Origin of the sequence: Actinoplanes sp. NPDC020271, from assembly GCF_044388125.1 — a bacterium.
Classification (GTDB): Bacteria; Actinomycetota; Actinomycetes; order Mycobacteriales; family Micromonosporaceae; genus Actinoplanes.
In genome coordinates this window covers 64,200-83,323 of the sequence record NZ_JBIRWQ010000005.1, presented here as the reverse complement: position 1 = coordinate 83,323, position 19,124 = coordinate 64,200, and the positions used below count along the sequence as shown (strand labels likewise).

The window sequence follows — 19,124 nt, the reverse complement described above, 5'->3', positions numbered from 1 at the left end:
TTCTTCGTTCAGCAGGGAGCGTTCCACGCGCTGAGCACGGGATCCACCTCGTGCTCGAAGCCAAGGACCGACACCGTCGCGGTGTCCAGTTTGAGCAGGCCACCGGCGCTCGGCGGCAGGCCGACCCAGCGCGCGCCGGCCACCCGCAGGCTGTGACCGTGCGCGATCAGTGCGACGTCACCGCCGATCGCGCGGGCGCGGGCGAGCACCCGGTCGAGCCGCTCGCCGACCTGCTCCGGGGTTTCGCCGCCGGGGCAGCCGTCCGTCCAGAGCGACCAGTCGGGCCGGTCGGCGTGGATCTGTTTCGTGGTGATGCCCTCGTACTCCCCGTAGTTCCACTCGGCCAGGTCCTCGGTCACCTCGGTGACGGTCAGCCCGGCCAGCTCGGCCGTGCGCAGCGCACGCCGGCGCGGGCTGGAGATCACCGCGGCGAACGTGCGCCCGCCGAGCCGCTCCCCCGCACGACGTGCCTGCGTCTCCCCTTCCGGGGTCAGTTCCAGATCCGTGTACGACGTGTGCCGCCCGTTGGCGCTCCACTCCGTCTGCCCGTGCCGGATGAGCACGATCTCCGTCATCGCACGCCCTCTCGTCGCTGATCTTCAGCCTTCCATCCCGGAGTGGGCCGACGCAGGAAGGTTGCCGGAGGTCACATCAGTCGGCGCTGGGTCCGATCTCACCCGGGAGGCGCATCGGATTGCGGGCCTCCTCGCGGACGGCCAGGCACGCCATCGCGCTGTGATACTGCCCGGGGCTCAGAACCCCGTCGATCAACCGGCTGCTGAGCAGGCCCTCGGCCGTGTTGGCGCGGCGCGGCGCCGGGGTCGCGGGTTGCTCGGCCGGCAGCAGCACCGCCGAGACCGGGCCGGGCCCGGCCGCGGGACCCGACGGCCCGCCGCGACGCCCGGGCCAGAACGTCAGGGCCAGGGCGGCGACCAGTCCTGCGATCAGCACGGACAGCAGCATCTCGATCACATCCTCGGCACTCATGGCGAACCGCGCATACCCGCGGGCACTGTGTCTATACCGCACCCACGCAAGTTCACGAGCCCAAGACAAAGACCGCAATCGATTCGGTACGCCGTCAGCCGCGCCGCCGCCGCTCGATGTCGCGAGCCACGTCGGGGTCCCAGCCGGTGCTCCAGCCCTCGGCGGTGACCTGCCCGGACATGACTCCCTGAGCCTCCACGGGCACGTCGGTCCCGGACCGTCGCCGGATCCACCGGCGGGTGTGCGCCACCCCGGCGATCAGCAGGATCACCCCGAGCAGGCGTTCACCGGCGGCCAGCAGCAGCGCGTCGGCGAGCCGCAGTCCACCGGGCCGGACGTAGGCAGCCGCGAACAGCAGCACGAACGCCCCGATCCCCCAGTAGCCGAGGTGCCCGGCGGACGGCGACCCGTACGCCGGTCTCGCGGTCTGCACCAGCCACACCACCGCGCAGACGACCAGGCCCAGGAGGGCGCCGAGCAGCAGTGCGGAGAGCACGATGCCGACGATCACCACCGCCGCCGCGACGGTGACCCCGCCGACCGGGTTCCGGGTGGCCCAGGCGAAGCTCGGGACGACGAGCACCGCCACGAGCGCGTAGGCGATCGCGAACCGGATCGTCCGCTTCCCGGCGAGCTCCCAGTCCGCCGACGGCGGTGCCGGCACCCGGTCGTCGTCACTGCTCACGGCACATCCCCATGCGCCGCAGACTACTCAGGGCCGGTGATCGCGCGGGACGGAGAGAGGGTGGCGTCGCTCGTCCCGGGCGGCGATCCGTTCCATCGCCCGCGTGTACTGCGGGCGGGAGATCTCGGCGGCGAGCAGCTGCGCGGTGAGCACGCCCTCGAGCGTGTCCGGCGTCCGCGGCGGCTCGGGCGGCGGCGCCTGCCGGGGGGCATTGCGGGCGGCATGCCGGGCCACGCGTTCGGGCCACGGCCAGAACGCGAGTCCGAGCCCGATCACCAGGCCCGCCGACGCGACGAGAACGATCATCATCAAAGGCACCCCCGCACCCCGCGACAACGTGGGGGCCATCATCGCCGATGAAGTTGAGCGGTGCTCGACCAAAATCCGACACCTTGCGTGTGACCTGCGGATACTCAGGGTGCTGAGCACCACCCGTACGCGCAAATGATGCTGATCCGGTCAAAACGGCGCGGGCCCGGTGCTCTCCCGGTGGCGGATGCTGATCGACGGGCCGGGGTGCTCACGGCCGGGCTCGCCGCGCACCACGCCGAGCACCGCGCGACCCAGCGTCAGCCCGTGCTCGTGCACGTCGGTGCCGAGCGCCGAGAGCGGCGGCACGGCCAGCTCGCACAGCGGCGAGTCGTCGCAGGCCAGCAGACTCACCCGGGCCGGCACGGGCACGCCCGAGCGGATCAACTCCTGCTCGGCGGCGACCGCCATCACGTCGTTGTCGAAGACGATCGCGGTCGGCGCCGGATCCGCGGCCAGCAGCTCGCGCAGCCCGCGGACGCCACCCTCGGCGCTGTAGTCGCCCTCGGCGATCAGGACCCTGACCCCGCGCCGGTCGGCCGCCGCCCGGATCGCCGCCGTGCGTTCCGCGGTGTGCACCAGGTCGGCCGGCCCGCTGACCCGGCCCACGACCCGGTGACCGAGATTGCTCAGCGTCTCGATCGCGGTGGTCATCGCCCCCGCGTCGTCGGTCACCACCTTGGCGAACGACCCGGGATGCCGGCCGGCGAGCACCGCGGGCAGCCCGAGACCGGCCACCCGCTCGGGCCGCACGTCGTCGTGGACCAGGTTGACCACCACGACCGCGGCCACCGTGTGGTCGTCGGCCCAGCGGCGGTAGGTGGCCAGCTCGGCGTCGAGGTCCGGCACGACCAGCAGCAGCACGGTCGCCCCGGCCGGGGCGAGCGCCTCCTCCATGCCGGCGATCAGCTCCATGAAGAACGGCTCCACCCCGACCCGGGCGGCACTGCCGGTCAGCACCAGCCCGATCAGCGCGCCGGCCACCGCGATCAGTCCCCGGCCACGAGGGTGTTCGCCGAGCGCAGCACCGCCGGCGTGCCGAACGCCCGCGCGTCGGCCCAGGTGGTGCGGACGTGGAAGGTGTGACTCTCGCCGGGCAGCAGGTCGACGAGCATGTCGTCGACGTACGCGCCGGGGTCGATCTTGTCGGCGAGGAGGGCGACGTCGCGGGCGAAGGCGGTGGCGGTCACGGTGATGGAGTATCCGCCCTCGGCCGGGGTGATGTCCGCAATGACCGGCGTGGATTCGTAGGCGAGATCGACGTCCTCGGCGAACAGGTGGGTGGCTCGGAGTCCGTCGAGGTCGGCGACGAGCACCTCGCGGGTCGCGTCCTCGGGCGTGGTGAGCCCGTCGTCGAGCTTGACGACGGCCACCGAGCGAGCAGGCACGGTGACCGATCTCGCCGATTTTTCGCGCACCTCTCCGTCGAACCCCACGCGCTGCAACAACGCCGAGCCCTGCCACTCCTCCGGGCTGTCGTTGATCACGATCAGCGCGCCCTCGCGGAAGTGGATCAGGCGCGGCGCATAGGACCGGCGCAGCGCGTACCAGGCCGGTTTGAGCCGCCCCGCCCCGTCCACGACGGCCCACGACGTCACCGGCCAGCAGTCGTTGAGCTGCCACAGAATGCTGCCCATGGTCCGCGGCGCATGACTGCGCAGATGCCCGATCGCGTACGCCGTGGCCCGCGCCTGATTCAGCTGTGCCGCCCAGTGCCAGTCCTCGAAGTCCTCCGGCACCGGCAGGTGACGGGCGATCCCGGTGTTCAGCTTGTCGTTGCCGCCCTCGGCCTTCTGGTGCAGCAGGAACGCCGGCGACTCCTGGTCGAGGTCCTCCGGCGCGAGCGACTCCCGCAGCGTCGACCAGGTCGCCGGTGCCTGCCAGCCGAACTCGGAGCAGAACCGCGGCACGAAGTTCGCGTGATAGGTGTAGTCCTGCCGGTTCCACGCCTCCCACTCGTGCCGGGTGCCGTACCGGTCGTCGTTCGGGTGCACGTCCGAAGGGTCGTGGCCGGGGCTCGACGGGCTGCCCGGGTGATACGGCCGGGTCGGGTCCAGCTCGGCCAGCAGCGCCGGGAACAACTCGTAGTAGTAGCCCGCGCCCCAGGTCAGGTCGCCGAGCTTCGCCTTCCAGTGCCAGTCCTCGTGACCCCAGATGTTCTCGTTGCCGCCGTTCCACAGCACGAGTGACGGGTGCGGGGTGAGCCGGCCGATGTTCTCCCGCGCCTCGGCGAGGATCTCGGAGCGGATCGGCTCCTCCTCGGCGTAGGCGGCGCAGGCCAGCGGGAAGTCCTGCCAGACGAGGACGCCGCGCTCGTCGCAGAGGTGGTAGAAGTCGTCGCTCTCGTAGATGCCGCCGCCCCAGACGCGCAGCAGGTTGGTGTTCGCGTCGATCGCACGCTGGATCGCGGCCTCGTAGATGCCGCGGTCCAACCGGGTGAGCAGGTGGTCCTCGGGAATCCAGTTCAGGCCGCGGACGAAGACCGGCTGACCGTTGACGATCAGCGTGAAAGCGCTCCCGGTCTCGTCCGGCGTCTCGTCCAGGGTCACCGTGCGGAAGCCGACCCGGGTCTCGAAGACGTCCAGGTCCTCGTCGTCGTCACGCAGGATCACGCTGACGCCGACCAGCGGTTGATCGCCGTGGCCGATCGGCCACCACACCGGCGCGTCCGGGACCAGGATCTCGGTCATGCCGGAGATCTCGCCCTCTCGCAGGCGGATCTGCGAGACGTGCTCGCCCAGTCGCACCTCGGCGACGACCTCACGGTCCTCCCCCCGCTTCGCGTGCTCCACGTCGACGTGCACGACGAGCCGGCCCGTCCCGTCCGCGTCCAGCGTGGCCAGCGGCCGCACCGACGCGAGCCGCGCCACCCGCCACCGCTCCACTCGCACCGGCTTCCAGATCCCGGCCGTCTGCAGGTCAGGACCCCAGTCCCAACCAAAAGAACAGGCCATTTTCCGTACGGCGTTGAACGGGTGCGGATAGGGCCGGGGACGTTCCCCGATCACCTTCTGCAGCTCCTCCGCATAGTCGAGCGCCGAGTCGAACCGCACCGACAGCGGGATCCGCCCGTCCCGCAGCCGATCCCGCACGTCGAACCGGTAGCTGCGGTGCATGTTCGCGGTCCGGCCCAGCTCGATCCCGTCGAACTCGATCGTCGCGACCGTGTCGAGCCCCTCGAAGACCAGGTCGACCCGTTCGTCCGCGGCGGCCGGCGCGATCTCGGCCGTCGTGGCGTAGAGCCAGGCCGCCCGATGGAACCAGGCCAGGTGGGCCTCGTTCTCCCCCAGGTACGGGTCCGGGATCAGCTCGGCGTCCAGCAGGTCGGTGTGGACCGTGCCGGGCACCGTCGCCGGCACCGGCTCGTCGGCGATCCCGGCCGGCACCGGACCACCGGCGGCACGCACGGTCCAGCCCTCGTGAAGATCGGTTCTGATCATTGAGAACGGCTCCTGTTCCTAGTGCCGCCGCATGCGGGGCAGATAGCATTCTTAAGCAACTGAACGAAGTCCGTCAACGCTGGTAAAGGAGTCGCCGATGGGGCCGGACCTGGTGCACCTGAGCGCCGCCGGGGTGAGTCTCGTGCTCGACTGCCGCGGGCCGGGCCTGCCGTCGGTGGCGCACTGGGGCGCGGCCCTCGACGAGGCCACCGCCGAGCTGCTGACCGCCGTCGCGCCGCAGCCGATCGGGTTCTCCGTGGACGGCGAGGTGCGGCCGTCGCTGCTCCCGGAGCAGTCGTCGGGCTGGCTCGGAACGCCGGGACTGGCCGGGCACCGGGACGGCCGCGCCTGGTCCACCGCCTTCGAGCTGACCGCGATCGATCAGCAACCTCATGCCGTACGGCTGACCGCTCTTGATCCTCGGGCGAGTCTGGAACTCATCCTCGACCTGGAATTGCATCCGGCCGGGGTTCTTCGTGGCCGGGCCGCGCTGACCAGCACCGCGCCCGGCACCTACTGGCTGGAGCACCTCACGCTCTTCCTGCCGGTGCCCGACCGGGCCGCCGAGCTGCTCGACTTCACCGGTCACCACCTGCGCGAGCGACAGCCGCAACGGACCGCGTTCACGCACGGCCTGCGCGTCCGGGAGAACCGCACCGGCCGCACGGGATACGACTCGGCCTATCTGCTCTGCGCCGGCACGACCGGTTTCGACAATCGCAGCGGCGAGGTCTGGGCGCTGCACACCGCGTTCTCCGGCGGCGCGCGCTCGATCGCCGAGCGCACCTGTCACGGCTGGTCGGCGCTGGGCGGCGGCGAGCTGTTGCTGCCCGGCGAGGTGGGACTCGCCGAGGGCGAGACCTATCGAACCCCCTGGGTGTACGCCGTGCACAGCGCGACCGGGCTGGACGGCGTCTCGTCCCGTTTCCACCAGCACCTCCGGAGCCGTCCGAACCATCCGTCGACGCCGCGCCCGGTCGTGGTCAACACGTGGGAGGCCGTCTACTTCGACCACGATCTTGCCCGGTTGACCGAGCTGGCGAAGGCCGCCGCCACGATCGGCGCGGAACGTTTCGTGCTCGACGACGGCTGGTTCGGCTCCCGCCGCGACGACACGTCCGGGCTCGGCGACTGGTTCGTCTCGCCCGACGTCTGGCCGCACGGCCTCGGGCCGCTGATCGAGGTGGTGCGCGGGCTGGGCCTGGAGTTCGGGCTCTGGGTCGAACCCGAGATGATCAGCCCGGACTCGGAGCTGGCTCGCGCGCACCCTGAGTGGATCATGGCGGCCGGTGATCGGCTGCCCCGGCCGGCTCGCAGTCAGCAGGTGCTCGACCTCGCGAATCCGTCCGCTTTCGATCACGTGCTGGAACGCCTGGACGCACTGCTGACCGACTACGACATCGCGTACCTGAAGTGGGACCACAACCGGGACCTCGTCGAAGCCGGGCATCCGGCGAGCGGGCGCGCCGGGGTCCACGATCAGACGCGCGCCGCGTATCGGCTGCTCGACGAGCTGCGGGCGCGGCATCCCGGCGTGGAGATCGAGTCGTGCTCGTCCGGGGGCGGGCGGGTCGACCTGGAGATCCTGGAGCGGACCGATCGGGTGTGGGCGTCGGACTGCATCGACGCGCACGAGCGGGTGTCGATCCAGCGGTGGACTTCGCTGCTGATCCCCCTCGAGCTGATCGGGTCGCACGTGGGAGCGCCGGTGTCACACACGACTCGCCGTTCGTTGCCGCTCGCCACCCGGGCCGGCGCCGCCCTTTTCGGACACTTCGGAATCGAGTGGGATGTGACCCGCGCCGCCGAGACGGACATCGCCGAGATCTCGGCCTGGGTGGCGCTCTACAAGGAAGTGCGCGGCCTGCTGCACAGCGGCGATCTGGTTCACGCCGACGTGACTGATGCCGCCTATACGGTGACCGGGGTGGTCGCCGCGGACAAATCAGACGCGTTGTTCGCCGTCATCGCCACCGCCACCAGTCCCTCCTACCCACCCGGGACCATCGGGCTCCCCGGGCTCGACGAGAACCGGACATATCACGTACGCCCGCAGCCGCCGGGTGACGTTGCTGACGGTAACGCCGCGACGTGGGGCGCTGCGTTACCCTGGTGCACGCCCCAGGGGGTACGCCTGAACGGCCGCACACTCGGCACCGTCGGACTCCGGCTCCCGGTGCTCTATCCGGATCGCGTCCTCCTCGTGCGCGTCACGGCGGCGGTGGAGGAAGCGTGAGAGAAGGGGTCGGCGCCACTGCGCCGGCAGGCCGGCCCGGGCGGGGGCGTCGTCCCGGCGCGCGGGAGAGCATCCTCGACGCCATCCGCGCCTCCGAACCACTCAGCCGCGTCGAGCTCGCCAAGATCACGGGGCTGACCGAGGCCGCGGTGTCGATGACCGTCCGCCGTCTGCTGGAGGAGGGCCTGCTCGTCGAGACCGGCCGCACCCCGACCGGCGGAAAACCCCGCACGCTGCTGCAACTCGACCCGACCGCGCGGCTGTCGGTGGGGGTGCACCTGGACGAGGACGCCACGACGTACGTGCTGACCGGCCAGACCGGAGGCGTCATCTCCCGGCTGGCCCGCCCCGCACCGCTCGGCGACGACCCCGACGCCGTCCTGCGCGCCCTCGCCGCCGACATCGACACGCTGCTCGCCGGCTCCGGCGTCGACCCGGCCCGATGCCTCGGCGTCGGCATCGTCCGCCCCGGCCCGCACAGCGGCACCGGTCCCGCCGACGACACCCTCCCGCACCTGCGCGGCCTTCGCGGCGACGAGCTGGGCAACCGGCTCTCGGCCGCGACCGGCTGGCCGGTGCTGGTGGAGAACGACGCGACCGCCGCCGCCGTCGGGGAGTACTGGGTGGCCCGGGTCGGCCCGGAACAGGCGTTCGCCGCGCTCTACATGGGCGGCGGGCTCGGCGCCGGCATCGTCGTCGAGGGTCGCGCCATGCGGGGCAGTCACGCCAGCCCCGGCGAATTCGGGCACCTCTGCCTGGACGTCTTCGGCCCGGAATGCTGGTGCGGCAGCCGCGGCTGCCTGGAGGTGCTGGCCGGCCCGCGCACGGTCGTGGCCGCCGCCCGTGACGACCGCGTCGCCGCCACCGAAGCCGGCCTGGACCTCTCCCAGCCGCTGCGCAGCGTCACGTCGGACTTCGGCGCGGTCGCCCGGGCCGCCCGCGCCGGCGCCCCGCACTGCCGCGCCCTGCTGGAGTCCTCCGCCCGCTACGTGGCCGCCGCCGCCGAGTCGGTGGTGAACCTGCTCGACATCGATCTGGTCGTGCTCACCGGCCCGGGCTTCGCGGCCGCCTCGGCGATCTACGGCCCGGCCATCATGCGGCGGCTCGCTCCCGCCGACTCCCGCACCTGGCACCGCAACGTCACCGTCACCGTCTCCCTGGCCGCCGCCACCGCCTCGGCCACCGGCGCCGCCGCCCTGGTCCTCCAGTCCCACCTGCGCGCCTGACCCACCTGCCGCGTCCCGGCCGCGGCCGGGCCGCCCGACGAGGCGACCGCACCGCATCGGACCGGCCGCCACTCCCGGCGGGCGCGCCCGGGTCACCGCCGGCCGGCCGCCGCTCCCCCGCACCGGCCTCCCGCACGTGACCCGCTACTCTCCCGGCGCGACCTCTCGGCACCTGACCGGCAACGCTCTCCCGGCGCGGCCCGGCCGTGCCCGATCTGGTCGCGGGTGCTCAGGCCTCGGCGGCGGGGACTCCGGTGCGGACCCGGTTGCGGGCCTGCGTGAGTGCGCGGCGGACCAGCACTCGGAAGGCCTGCTGTCCACGGCCGTCGGCCTCGGCGGCGCAGTCGGCCGCGGCGTTGATCATCGTGTCGGAGGGGGGATGACCGACCAGTTCCCGCTCGGCGGTGCGGGCCCGCACCGGGCACGGCCCGGCGTTGACCAGCCCGATCGCCGCGCCGGTGACCACACCGTCGACGACCGTGAGCGTGGCCAGGGCCGCCGCCTGGGGGTAGATCGTGGTGCGCCGGTCCTCGGCATACCCGGCGCCGGTGCTCTCGGGCAGCACCGGCAGCCACGCCTCGATCAGCAGTTCGTCGGGCCGCCGCACGGTGCTGAACGGGCCGGTGTAGAAACTCACCGCCGGCACCGTCCGCCGCCCGGTCGTCGTGGCCAGGACCAGATGCGCGCCGAGCGCCACCGCGACGACCGGCCATTCCGCCGCCGGGTGGGCGTAGGCGAGACTGCCGAGCATGGTGCCGCGGGCCCGGACGGGCGGGTGCCCGATGTGGCAGACGACCAGCCGCATCAGGTCACCCAGCGCGCCGCCGACCACGTCCGCCTCGAACGCGTCGTGCCGGACCAGCGGCCCGACCCGCAGCACCCCGTCGGCCTCGGTGAGCGTGTCCAGCCCGGCGATCGGGTTGATGTCCACCACCCGCAACGGGGGCTCGGGGCAGGGCGGGCCGGAGCCCAGGGTCGGCTCGACCAGCAGGCTCTGGCCACCGGCGAGCACCGAGGTGCGCCCGTCGGCCAGCGCGTCCAGCACGTCGCCGACGCTGCGCGCGGCGATGTACTCGAAGGCTTCCGGCATGCCTGATCCTCCAGCTGATCAGCTCACGCTGCGGGCCCGGCCGGGCGGCTCCCCGGCCGGGTTGACAAGTGCCTACATTGTCGGCCGCCGATCGCCGGTCGGCCACCCCGCGCCCCCGTCCGGGTGACGGTCACCGGCCGCGGCCGGTCTTTTCCTGAAGGTCGTCGATCCGCTGCGAGGCCTCGGCCTTGGTCAGGCCGTCCGGCACGTCCTCGTGCGCCTCGGTGGCCAGGGTGTGCAGGTAGGACTCCTGCGCCCCGGTCGCCGGCTCGTCACCGGTGGTCCAGTCCTCCGGGTCCTTCACCCGGTTGTCACCCGTGGGTGCGCTCTTCGGGTCCGCCATGTCAGGTTCCTCCGCTCCGGTGCTTCGAACGTCCGTGCCAGTACCCAACCCGGACGCGATCACACCGGCCGGTCACCCGTCCGCGTGCCCGGCTGCCGGTAACCGGGTCGCCGCGAGGCCCCGGATCCGCTGCTGGAACGCCTCGGAGTCGTTCAGCCGCGGGAACGGCTCGTCCGGGACCGGGTGTCCGAGGAACTCGCAGAGCGGCTCCCACCCTTGCCCGATCCGGTATTCGAGCAGGCGGTCGGCGGGCACCGCCTCGCGGACGGCGGCGTTGTGCCGGTCGAAGACCCCGATCGCGTACGCCCGCTCCCCGAACCGCCCGTGGAACATGCCCTCGAAGTTCGTCGCCTCGGCCATCTCCCGGAAGGCGGTGAGTCGTGGTGGCACGGGCGTCTGCGCGGCGGCCCAGATGGTGCGTTCCGCGCTGGCGTACCACTCCCCCGCATCCCGCACGGTGAGGATGACCTTGGCTGTCGGGTACTGCTCGATCAGGTGCCGCCAGAAGTAGACGCCGGGCCAGTCGACCGTCGACCGGAACCCGGCGAACGCCTCGTCGAGCCGGTCCAGCTCGCCGCCGGCTGCTCGGGTGAACAGCCGGCAGCGCTCCTCGTCCGCCATCAGCGGCAGCATGTGCGCGCACGGCCCTTCGCCGAGCCGCTCCAGGGCGGCTCTCAGGCTCAGTGTTCCGGTTCGTCCCAGTCCCGCACCGATGACATCCATCTATCTTTCATACACGGACTTTCTTGATCGGAAAGGTGAACGATCATTTCGCCAGGGTCATCAGGCGGTCGAGGACCGCGGCGCCGTCCACGCGCAGTCCGTCGTGCCGGTGGTCGGCGGTGACCCAGGTCCGCAGGTTGCCGACCTGCTCGGCGGTGCGCAGCGACAGCGGGGCCGGCACGTACATGTCGTCGGCGTAGACCGCGGCGGCGATCGGCACCTCGTTGGCGGCCAGCCGGTCCACGTCGTAGAGCTGCGGCCAGTCCGGAGTCGTGGCCAGGAGCTGGGCCGCCCCGGCGAACGGGCGCAGCGCCGCGATCTCGTCGAACATCCAGGGGTACATCATCTCGCCGGTGAACAGCAGCGGATCCGCGTCGGCGGCGAACTCCGGGTACTCCTTCAGGGCCCGGTCGGCGGCCCACGCCGGCGCTCGGCCCTGACCGAAAGTGCACTCCTGCAACGCGAAGAGCGGCACGTCGACGAACGCGGTGAGCCGCTGGACCTCGTGGAGGAACGTGTCCGACAGCGACGAGGAGTGCCACGCCTCGTCGAGAATCCAGTGCAGCTGGGCGAGCCCGGTGCCGGCGCCGAACAGGTTCCCGAGCAGGCGCAGCCGGCGCGTGGTCAGCCGGTCCCCGTCCGGCAGGCGCACCTCCTCGGCGTCGAGCCGGTCGGCGATCCGGCGGACCGTCGCGGCGTCCTGCGGGAACTCGCGGTAGAAGTCCGCGTTGCGGGCCGCGACGGTCGGGTACGTCAGCGCGTACACCTCGTCGGCGGTGACGTCCAGCCCCGGCAGCCCACCGGTGATGTAGCAGGTCCGCAACGCCTCCGGCACCACCGACAGGTAGGTCAGGGTGATGAACCCGCCGTAGCTCTGGCCCAGCGTGTCCCACTGCGCGCCGCCCGCGACCCGCGACCGCAGGACCTCCGAGTCGGCCACGATGCTGTCGGCCCGGAACATCCGGATGTACGCGGCGAGCGCCGCATCCGTCATCCCGGCGACCGACCGAGCGGTCAGCGGGGTGCTGCGCCCGGTCCCCCGCTGGTCGAGCAGCAGCACCCGATGGGTCTTCAGCGCGTGCCCGAGCCAGCCGTCCGCCCGCAGCGGCCGGGGCGCCTTGCCACCCGGCCCGCCCTGCAGGTAGAGCAGCCACGGCAGGTCGTCGCCGGCCCGGTCGGCGGCGACCACCTCCCGCGCGAACACTTCGATGATCGGGCCCTCCGGCCGCCGGTGGTCCAGCGGCACGGTGACGGTGTGGTCGGTGAAGCGCAGTCCCGGAGTCGCGATCATTCAGTAACGATAGTGACCGTGATGACGGTAATGCCCGTGGTGACGGTAGTGACCGTGATAGGCCGGGCCCGGGTGGTACGCCGGACCGGGGTGATGGCCCGGGTGGCCGTAGGCGCCGCGCGGGTATCCACCCTGCCGGACCAGCTTGTGGTTCACCTCGCGCAGCATGTGGTGCACGAGCGGGTTGCGGCTGTGATGTGCCCGGCGCTCCAGGTTCGACGCGATCATGCCGAGGACCGTTCGTTTGATGAAGCCCACCGCAACTCTCCCTACCTGGCGAAACGTTGCGGTCAAAGGTATCGGGCGCCGTCCAGTCCCCACCCTGCCCGACACTCTCCCGGGTTACGCCCACCGCCCGGCGCCGGCTTGCCGGCTGGTTCGCACCGTGGTCATGAGGGAGGCGAACAACCACGGTGCGAACCAGCCGGGACCGCGAGCCGCGCCGCGAGGTCTCACCCCGCGGAGATCGCACCGGCGAGCGCGGGCCGGCTCAGGGGCCGGTCAGCCGGAGGTGGATCTGAGCCGGCCGAGGCGACGCTCCGGGTTGGGGGCGGCTTCGGCCAGAGTTTTGGTGTATTCGTGTTGCGGGTTCAGGATCACGTCGTCGGACGGGCCGCGTTCGACGATCGAGCCCTTGTACATCACCAGGATCTCGTCGGAGAAGTGGCGCGCGGTGGCCAGGTCGTGGGTGATGTAGAGGACGCCCAGATCCTCCTCGCGCTGCAGCGTGGCGAGCAGGTTGAGCACGCCGAGCCGGATCGAGACGTCCAGCATCGACACCGGCTCGTCGGCGATCAGCACGCCCGGTTCGGGGGCGAGCGCCCGGGCGATGGCGACGCGCTGCCGCTGGCCGCCGGAGAGCTCGTGCGGGCGGCGGCGGGCGACGTTCGCGGCCGGGGTCAGGCGCACCCGTTCCAGCAGTTCCAGGACGCGTTCCTGCACGTCCGCGTCGCTCATGGCGGGGTGGTGCAGCCGGATCGGCCGGTCCAGATGATGACCGATCGTGTGATAGGGATTCAGGGACGCGAAAGGATCCTGAAAGACCATCTGGACGGTACGCCGATAGGCCGCCAGCCCGGCCCCGCGCCGCGCCACCGGTGCCCCGTCGAGCAGGATCTCCCCCCGCGTCGGACGCTCCAGCTGGAGCAGCAGCTTGGCCACGGTCGACTTGCCGCTGCCGCTCTGGCCGACGAGTGCGACCGTCTTCCCGTGGTCGAGCGTGAAGCTGACGTCGTCCACGGCCCGCAGCGTGCTCGACCGCCGGCCGTCCCGCAGCCGGTAGTCCTTGCCGAGTCCGCGCACCTCGAGCGTGGTCATGACGCTGTACCTCCTTTGTCGCGTCCTTCTGGCCCTGGCCTGCGAGCCCCCGGGCCGGCGGCGGGTGGCTGCCGCTCGGTGCGGGCGGTCACGGCGTCACCTCGACCGCGTCCAGGGCGAGCAGCCGGTCGTCCATCGCGCCACGGACGAACGAGCCACGGTCGCCGGTCAGGCTGGGGAACGATGCCAGCAGCTGCTTGGTGTACTCGTGTTTCGGGTCGGTGTAGAGCTCGGCGGCGTCGCCCAGCTCGACGATCTCGCCGCTGCGCATCACCGCGATCCGGTCGCTGATCTCCAGCAGCAGCGGCAGGTCGTGGGTGATGAAAATGACCGCGAAGCCCAGCTCGTCGCGCAGGCGGGTGATCTCCCGCAGGATCTCGCGCTGGACCACGACGTCGAGCGCGGTGGTCGGCTCATCCATGATCATGATCTGCGGTTCCAGGGCCATCGCCATCGCGATCATGACGCGTTGCCGCATGCCGCCGGAGAGCTCGTGCGGGTAGGAGGTGAGCCGACGCGGGTCGACGCCGACGCGTTCCAGCAGCTCGGCGCAGCGCGCGCGACGATCCTTCTTCGACATCGCCGGCCGGTGGGTGGTGAACACGTCCTCGAACTGGTCACGGATCGAGATGACCGGGTTGAGCGAGTTCATCGCCCCCTGGAAGACCATCGAGATCTTCTCCCACCGGTTGCCCCGCAGGTCCTCCGCGTGCAGCTCGTTCCAGTCAATGTCAGAACCGTCGCGGCCGTGGAACACCGCCCGTCCGGAAGTGATCATCGCCGGTGGTTTCAAGAGGCGAATTATCCCGTACGCCAGGGTGCTCTTCCCGCATCCGCTCTCGCCCGCCAAGCCCAGCACCTCGCCGCGCTCCAGCTCGAACGACACGTTCTTGACGGCGTGCACGACCGGGTCGACCAGATAGTCCACGCTGAAGTTCTCGATCGACAGGACCGTCACAGCGTCGCCTCCTTGGCCTTGGAGAGCTGCTCGCGGGACATCCGCCAACCCTTGCGGGCGGATCGGGTCTGGTTGCGCAGCTTGGGGTTGATGATCTCGTCGATCGAGAAGTTGATCAGGGACAGCGCGGCGCCGAACGCGGCCAGCATCAGGCCGGGCGGGACGAACCACCACCACGCGCCGAGCCGCAGGGCCAGGCCGTTCTGCGCGTAGTAGAGCATGGTTCCCCAGGTGAACGAGCCGCTCGCGCCCAGGCCCAGGTAGGAGAGGCCGGCCTCGCCGAGGATCGCGAAGATGATCGCGAAGACGACCTGCGAGGCGAGCAGCGGGATCAGGTTCGGCAGGATCTCCACGGCCAGGATCCGCCGGCGTTTCTCACCGGCCACGCGCGACGCGAGCACGTAGTCGCGGCTGCGCAGGCTCAGCGTGTAACCGCGCAGCACCCGGGCCGACCCGGCCCAGCCGGTGATCGCCAGGACCACCGAGACCAGCCAGATGCTCTTGTCCGGCACGTAACTGGAGATCACGATCACCAGCGGCAGGCCGGGGATGACCAGCATGACGTTGGTGAACAGGGAGAACAGTTCGTCGACCCAGCCGCCGGCGTACGCGCCGACCACCCCGAAGAACGCGGACAGCAACAGCGTGAGCAACCCGACGATCGCGCCGACGGCCAGGGAGCCGCGCGTGCCGTAGGCGAGCTGGGCGAGGACGTCCTGGCCGGTCTGCGTGGTGCCGAGCCAGTGCTCGGCGCTGGGACCGCTCAGGCCGATGTCGTCGACGAGGCGCGGATCCTGGCAGAAGAGGGGGCCGAGCAGGCCGAAGAGCAGGATCCCGCCGGCGATGATCAGGCCGGCCAGCAACTTGGAGTTGCGCGCCAACCGCCGTACCTTGATCGGCTTTGGATCTTGATTGATGGACTGCTCGGACAGTTCCGTGGTCATGGTCATGATCGCGGACCTCTCAGGCTCGGGCGCGGGTGCGCGGGTCGATGACCGAGTAGAGGAGGTCGACCAGCAGGTTCGCGCCGAGCACGGACAGCGTGATCACCAGGAAGATGCCCTGCATGAGGGCGTAGTCGTTGCCGCCGACCGACTGCAGCAGCGCCGAACCGATGCCGGGGTAGGAGAAGACCGCCTCGGTGACGATCGAGCCGGCGACGACGAACCCGAGCGAGATCGCGAAGCCGGAGACCGACGGCAGGACCGCGTTGCGCGCCGCGTAACGCCGCATGATCCGGCCCGGGCGCAGGCCCTTCGCCTCGGCGGTGACCATGTAGTCGTCGCTCAGCGTGGACACCATCATGTTGCGCATGCCCAGCATCCAGCCACCGACGCTGGAGAGCACGATGGTGATCGCCGGCAGCGCGCCGTAGTAGAGGACCGAGCCGATGAACGCGGCGTTCCAGCCGGGCGTCACGTTGTAGACGTCGTAACCGCCGTTGAGCGGGAAGACCGGCCAGATGCTGCCGAACGCGAACAGCAGGATCAGGGCCAGCCAGAAGTACGGCACCGACTGGAACATCGTGGTGACCGGGATCAGGCTGTCCAGCCAGGAACCCCGTTTCCAGCCGGCGACGGTGCCGAGACCGACGCCGGCCAGGAACGAGACGACCGTGGCGAGACCGATGAGGCCGATCGTCCAAGGCAGGGTCTGCTCGATGATCGAGCCGACCGACGCGGGGTAGAACACCACCGAGGTGCCCAGGTCCCCGTGGACGAGATTGCCCAGGTAGTCGACGTACTGCGACCAGAGCGGCTCGCCGGTGTTCGTGCCGAGCAGGGCCTCGACCGAGGCCCTCATCGCCGGGGTGACCGGGCCGTGCTGACCCAGCTTCGAGAGCAGGATCTCGACCGGGTCGCCGGGCATCAGGCGCGGGACGAAGAAGTTCACCGTCAGCGCCGCCCAGAGGGCGACCAGGTAGAACCCCAGCTTACGGAGCAGGTAGCGCACGGCCGGTCCCCTACTTCGCCGGCTTGACGGTGCTCAGCACGATGCCGTTGTCCCAGTTCTTCCAGGTCGCCGGCAGGGCGTACTTGTTCTCGTTGGCCGGCCAGCCGGTGGCGTTGGCCGTGCTGAACTCGGTCAGCAGCGAGTTCACGTAGATCGGGATGTACGGCAGGTCCTTGACGATCTCCTGCTGGATGATCGCGTACTGCTGTTTCTGGACCGCCTCGTCGTTGGTCGCCGACGCGGCCGCGACCGCCGCGTCCACCTTCTCGTTCTTGTACCGCGCGTAGTTGCCGGTGAGCCCGGCCGCCGTGCCGACCTTCGCCGTGGTGGTCGAGGAGTAGCGCAGGTAGGTGAAGTACGGGTTCGTCGACGCTCCCAGCCCGATCGAGTCCAGCGACAGCTGGTACTTGCCCTGGACCTGGTTGTTGTTCCACTCCTGCCAGGCCACCTGGGTCGGCTTGAGCTCGACGCCGATCTCCTTGAACTCCTGGGTCATCGCGTCGTTCAGCGAGATGTAGTCGCTCCAGCCGGTCACCGTCTGGATCGTCAGCGACAGTTTCTCGCCGCCCTTGGCCCGGATGCCGTCGCTGCCCTTGGCCCAGCCGGCCGCGTCCAGGATCTGGTTCGCCTTGGCCACGTCGGCGGTGCCCGGAACGGTCAGGTTCGCCTGGTCGGCGATCCAGTCCTTGTCGCGCTGCGGCAGCAGCATCGTCGGGGACGCGGTCTCCGCGAAGCCACCGCCGGCCAGCTTGTTCAGCTGGTCCCGGTTGAGCGCGTAGTACAGGGCCTGCCGGACGGCCGGGTCGGTCTGCGGGCCCTTGCAGCCGAGCTCCGCGGACGAGCAGGTGAAGATCGACGTGGTGAGCGCGGGCGTGTTGACGTACGTCAAATTCTTCTGGTTCTTGAGAAGTTGATCGAGACCGGGCAGGAAGCTGCTCATCCAGTCGACCTGACCGCCGGTCAGGGCGGCGGTCGCGGCGTCCGCGGTGGCCAGCGCGATGTAGCGGACGTTCTGGATCTGCGGCTTGCCGGGCTGCCAGTAGTTCGGGTTCTTCTCCATCACGTAGCTCTGCGCGGAGAACGACTTCAGCTTGTACGGGCCGGTGCCGACCGGGTTCGGGTTGATCGACTTCGTCGGGTCGGCGATCTTCTCCCACACGTGCTGCGGGACGATCGGCGTGTTGCCGAGGACCTGGGCCTCGTCGGTGAACGACGGCTTCTCGAACGTGAGCACCGCGGTCTTGTCGTCCGTGGCGACGGACGAGACCAGCTTGAGGCCGGTGGCGTTGAGCGCCGGCGTCCGGCGGTTCAGGTCGAACGTGTAGGCCACGTCCTTGGCGGTGAACGGCTGGCCGTCCGACCACTTCACCCCGTCCCGCGTGGTGATCGTCAGGACCTTGCCGGTGGTGTCCCAGGAGAACGCGGTGGCCAGCATCGGCTGCGGGTCCGCGTCGGAGGCGAAGTTGTACCAGTACAGCGCCTCGTAGATCAGACCCTCAGTGGGCTGCAGGAAGTTCGGCAGGAAGGGATTCCACTGCTCGACGATCGTGCCGGTCGAGCCGTTGAAGATGGTGATGGAGCTGTTCGCCGCGTTGCCGCCGCCGTTCGCCTTGCCGCCGTCGCCGGAACACCCGGCCGCCGCCAGGGTCAGCGCCGCGGCCGCGGCCACCGCGATTCTCGTCAATCTGAACATATGCGAATACCTCGATCTCGGACGTCGGGGTAACCCGCGCATGCCCAGCCCAAGCGCGAGGTTCACCTATTGACGGGGACATTATTAAGTGGCTTAAGTTTGCAATGTCAAGAGTGGATGTCGGGACGTCGCTCGCTGCGTCATTTCCCGGCACACGACGAAACACGGAGGCGCCGGATGAGCCCGATCACCCTCGTCTGCACCGGTGACAGCGTCACCGACTGCGGGCGGCGCGACGACCCGGACGACCTCGGCGACGGGTACGTGCGACGGCTCGCCGCAGCGCCCGAACTCGCCCCGGTCCGGGTCGTGAACACCGGAGTCGGTGGCGACCTCTCGTCCGACCTGGTGAAACGCTGGGACGACGACGTACTGGCACACGCGCCCGCGGTGGTGTCGGTACTCATCGGCATCAATGACGTGTGGCGGCGCTACGACGGGGCCGGCGTGGTCACCAGCGCAGCCGCGTTCGAGGCGAACCTGCGCGGCGTGCTGGCGCCGCTCACGGCCCGGCTCGTGCTGATCGAGCCGTTCGTGGTGCCGGTCTCGGCCGAGCAGGAGCGGTGGGCCGAAGAAGACCTGGGGGCAAAACAATCGGTGGTACGGGGGTTGGCGGCCCACCTCGGGGCGGCGTTCGTGCCGGCACAGGCGGTGATGAGCGCGGCCGCCCGGACGGAAGGGGCGGCCGCACTCGCGGCGGACGGGGTGCATCCGACCGCGCGAGGGCACGAGCTGCTGGCAGCGGCCTGGTTGAGCCGATTCGGGAGCGCTTCCACGAGCTGGGGGTTCGAGGGGATTCGCCCGGAGTGACGCTGGGTGCACGAGAGCGGGCTTGTTGACTACTCTCCGTTTGAACTCATCATCCTCGATACT

General features: G+C 70.7%; 19 protein-coding genes. 3 read left to right on the top strand and 16 right to left on the bottom strand.

Features of this window, described 5'->3' with window-relative positions:
• Positions 1 to 8: 8 nt before the first annotated feature.
• The 6 genes from ACH442_RS13190 to ACH442_RS13165 form a co-directional block, all read right to left on the bottom strand.
• Entirely contained in the window at positions 9 to 575 is a 567-nt protein-coding gene (locus tag ACH442_RS13190; protein WP_396338206.1) for a histidine phosphatase family protein, read from the bottom strand.
• Positions 576 to 651: 76 nt separating this feature from the next.
• The gene (locus ACH442_RS13185) at positions 652 to 987 is read right to left on the bottom strand and encodes a hypothetical protein (RefSeq protein WP_396338205.1); all 336 of its coding nucleotides are present in this window, start codon (positions 985 to 987) and stop codon (positions 652 to 654) included.
• Between the two features lie 94 nt (positions 988 to 1,081).
• Positions 1,082 to 1,672, bottom strand: coding sequence for a hypothetical protein (locus ACH442_RS13180; RefSeq protein WP_396338204.1), 591 nt, complete (start codon positions 1,670 to 1,672; stop codon positions 1,082 to 1,084).
• Positions 1,673 to 1,699: 27 nt separating this feature from the next.
• Positions 1,700 to 1,981, bottom strand: a complete 282-nt coding sequence (locus tag ACH442_RS13175; RefSeq protein WP_396338203.1) for a hypothetical protein — start codon at positions 1,979 to 1,981, stop codon at positions 1,700 to 1,702.
• Between the two features lie 150 nt (positions 1,982 to 2,131).
• A complete protein-coding gene (locus ACH442_RS13170; RefSeq protein ID WP_396338202.1) occupies positions 2,132 to 2,965 on the bottom strand; it encodes a LacI family DNA-binding transcriptional regulator in 834 nt (277 codons plus the stop codon).
• A 5-nt stretch (positions 2,966 to 2,970) separates the two neighbouring features.
• Entirely contained in the window at positions 2,971 to 5,421 is a 2,451-nt protein-coding gene (locus ACH442_RS13165) for a glycosyl hydrolase 2 galactose-binding domain-containing protein (RefSeq protein WP_396338201.1), read from the bottom strand.
• A 97-nt stretch (positions 5,422 to 5,518) separates the two neighbouring features.
• Between ACH442_RS13165 and ACH442_RS13160 the strand changes: the two genes are divergently transcribed.
• On the top strand, positions 5,519 to 7,657 hold the full coding sequence (locus ACH442_RS13160) for an alpha-galactosidase (RefSeq protein ID WP_396338200.1): 2,139 nt from the start codon (positions 5,519 to 5,521) through the stop codon (positions 7,655 to 7,657).
• Positions 7,654 to 8,883, top strand: coding sequence for an ROK family protein (locus ACH442_RS13155; protein ID WP_396338199.1), 1,230 nt, complete (start codon positions 7,654 to 7,656; stop codon positions 8,881 to 8,883). Before ACH442_RS13160 ends, ACH442_RS13155 begins: the two co-directional genes overlap by 4 nt.
• Before the next feature lie 229 nt (positions 8,884 to 9,112).
• Here ACH442_RS13155 and ACH442_RS13150 read toward each other — a convergent pair whose 3' ends face one another.
• The 10 genes from ACH442_RS13150 to ACH442_RS13105 form a co-directional block, all read right to left on the bottom strand.
• A complete protein-coding gene (locus ACH442_RS13150; RefSeq protein WP_396338198.1) occupies positions 9,113 to 9,973 on the bottom strand; it encodes an FAD binding domain-containing protein in 861 nt (286 codons plus the stop codon).
• Between the two features lie 130 nt (positions 9,974 to 10,103).
• On the bottom strand, positions 10,104 to 10,316 hold the full coding sequence (locus tag ACH442_RS13145) for a DUF3072 domain-containing protein (protein ID WP_396338197.1): 213 nt from the start codon (positions 10,314 to 10,316) through the stop codon (positions 10,104 to 10,106).
• A gap of 72 nt (positions 10,317 to 10,388) precedes the next feature.
• Positions 10,389 to 11,039: a sulfotransferase family protein gene (locus ACH442_RS13140; protein WP_396338196.1), complete on the bottom strand. Its 651-nt coding sequence runs from the start codon at positions 11,037 to 11,039 to the stop codon at positions 10,389 to 10,391.
• A gap of 43 nt (positions 11,040 to 11,082) precedes the next feature.
• Positions 11,083 to 12,330, bottom strand: coding sequence for an alpha/beta fold hydrolase (locus ACH442_RS13135; protein ID WP_396338195.1), 1,248 nt, complete (start codon positions 12,328 to 12,330; stop codon positions 11,083 to 11,085).
• Positions 12,331 to 12,588, bottom strand: a complete 258-nt coding sequence (locus ACH442_RS13130; RefSeq protein WP_396338194.1) for a hypothetical protein — start codon at positions 12,586 to 12,588, stop codon at positions 12,331 to 12,333.
• 243 nt (positions 12,589 to 12,831) lie between these two features.
• Positions 12,832 to 13,647 (bottom strand): ABC transporter ATP-binding protein, encoded by an 816-nt coding sequence (locus ACH442_RS13125; protein WP_396338193.1) that lies wholly within the window; start codon positions 13,645 to 13,647, stop codon positions 12,832 to 12,834.
• 88 nt (positions 13,648 to 13,735) lie between these two features.
• Positions 13,736 to 14,605 (bottom strand): ABC transporter ATP-binding protein, encoded by an 870-nt coding sequence (locus tag ACH442_RS13120; RefSeq protein WP_396338192.1) that lies wholly within the window; start codon positions 14,603 to 14,605, stop codon positions 13,736 to 13,738.
• Positions 14,602 to 15,555, bottom strand: coding sequence for an ABC transporter permease (locus ACH442_RS13115; protein WP_396338191.1), 954 nt, complete (start codon positions 15,553 to 15,555; stop codon positions 14,602 to 14,604). Before ACH442_RS13115 ends, ACH442_RS13120 begins: the two co-directional genes overlap by 4 nt.
• Positions 15,556 to 15,568: 13 nt before the next feature.
• Positions 15,569 to 16,558 carry an ABC transporter permease gene (locus tag ACH442_RS13110; RefSeq protein WP_396338190.1) on the bottom strand — a complete coding sequence of 330 codons (990 nt, stop codon included), beginning with the start codon at positions 16,556 to 16,558 and terminating at the stop codon, positions 15,569 to 15,571.
• Positions 16,559 to 16,568: 10 nt separating this feature from the next.
• A complete protein-coding gene (locus tag ACH442_RS13105) occupies positions 16,569 to 18,251 on the bottom strand; it encodes an ABC transporter substrate-binding protein (RefSeq protein ID WP_396338189.1) in 1,683 nt (560 codons plus the stop codon).
• Between the two features lie 177 nt (positions 18,252 to 18,428).
• Here ACH442_RS13105 and ACH442_RS13100 point away from each other — a divergent pair, with 177 nt between their 5' ends.
• Positions 18,429 to 19,061 (top strand): SGNH/GDSL hydrolase family protein, encoded by a 633-nt coding sequence (locus ACH442_RS13100; RefSeq protein WP_396338188.1) that lies wholly within the window; start codon positions 18,429 to 18,431, stop codon positions 19,059 to 19,061.
• Positions 19,062 to 19,124 lie beyond the last annotated feature (63 nt).

Excerpts from the sequence above, each read along its gene's own strand:
- ACH442_RS13190 (WP_396338206.1), bottom strand. The coding sequence starts at position 575 with ATGACGGAGATCGTGCTCATCCGGCACGGGCAGACGGAGTGGAGCGCC.
- ACH442_RS13185 (WP_396338205.1), bottom strand. The coding sequence starts at position 987 with ATGAGTGCCGAGGATGTGATCGAGATGCTGCTGTCCGTGCTGATCGCA.
- ACH442_RS13175 (WP_396338203.1), bottom strand. The coding sequence starts at position 1,981 with ATGATGATCGTTCTCGTCGCGTCGGCGGGCCTGGTGATCGGGCTCGGA.
- ACH442_RS13165 (WP_396338201.1), bottom strand. The coding sequence starts at position 5,421 with ATGATCAGAACCGATCTTCACGAGGGCTGGACCGTGCGTGCCGCCGGT.
- ACH442_RS13160 (WP_396338200.1), top strand. The coding sequence starts at position 5,519 with ATGGGGCCGGACCTGGTGCACCTGAGCGCCGCCGGGGTGAGTCTCGTG.
- ACH442_RS13150 (WP_396338198.1), bottom strand. The coding sequence starts at position 9,973 with ATGCCGGAAGCCTTCGAGTACATCGCCGCGCGCAGCGTCGGCGACGTG.
- ACH442_RS13145 (WP_396338197.1), bottom strand. The coding sequence starts at position 10,316 with ATGGCGGACCCGAAGAGCGCACCCACGGGTGACAACCGGGTGAAGGAC.
- ACH442_RS13140 (WP_396338196.1), bottom strand. The coding sequence starts at position 11,039 with ATGGATGTCATCGGTGCGGGACTGGGACGAACCGGAACACTGAGCCTG.
- ACH442_RS13135 (WP_396338195.1), bottom strand. The coding sequence starts at position 12,330 with ATGATCGCGACTCCGGGACTGCGCTTCACCGACCACACCGTCACCGTG.
- ACH442_RS13125 (WP_396338193.1), bottom strand. The coding sequence starts at position 13,647 with ATGACCACGCTCGAGGTGCGCGGACTCGGCAAGGACTACCGGCTGCGG.
- ACH442_RS13115 (WP_396338191.1), bottom strand. The coding sequence starts at position 15,555 with ATGACCATGACCACGGAACTGTCCGAGCAGTCCATCAATCAAGATCCA.
- ACH442_RS13105 (WP_396338189.1), bottom strand. The coding sequence starts at position 18,251 with ATGTTCAGATTGACGAGAATCGCGGTGGCCGCGGCCGCGGCGCTGACC.
- ACH442_RS13100 (WP_396338188.1), top strand. The coding sequence starts at position 18,429 with ATGAGCCCGATCACCCTCGTCTGCACCGGTGACAGCGTCACCGACTGC.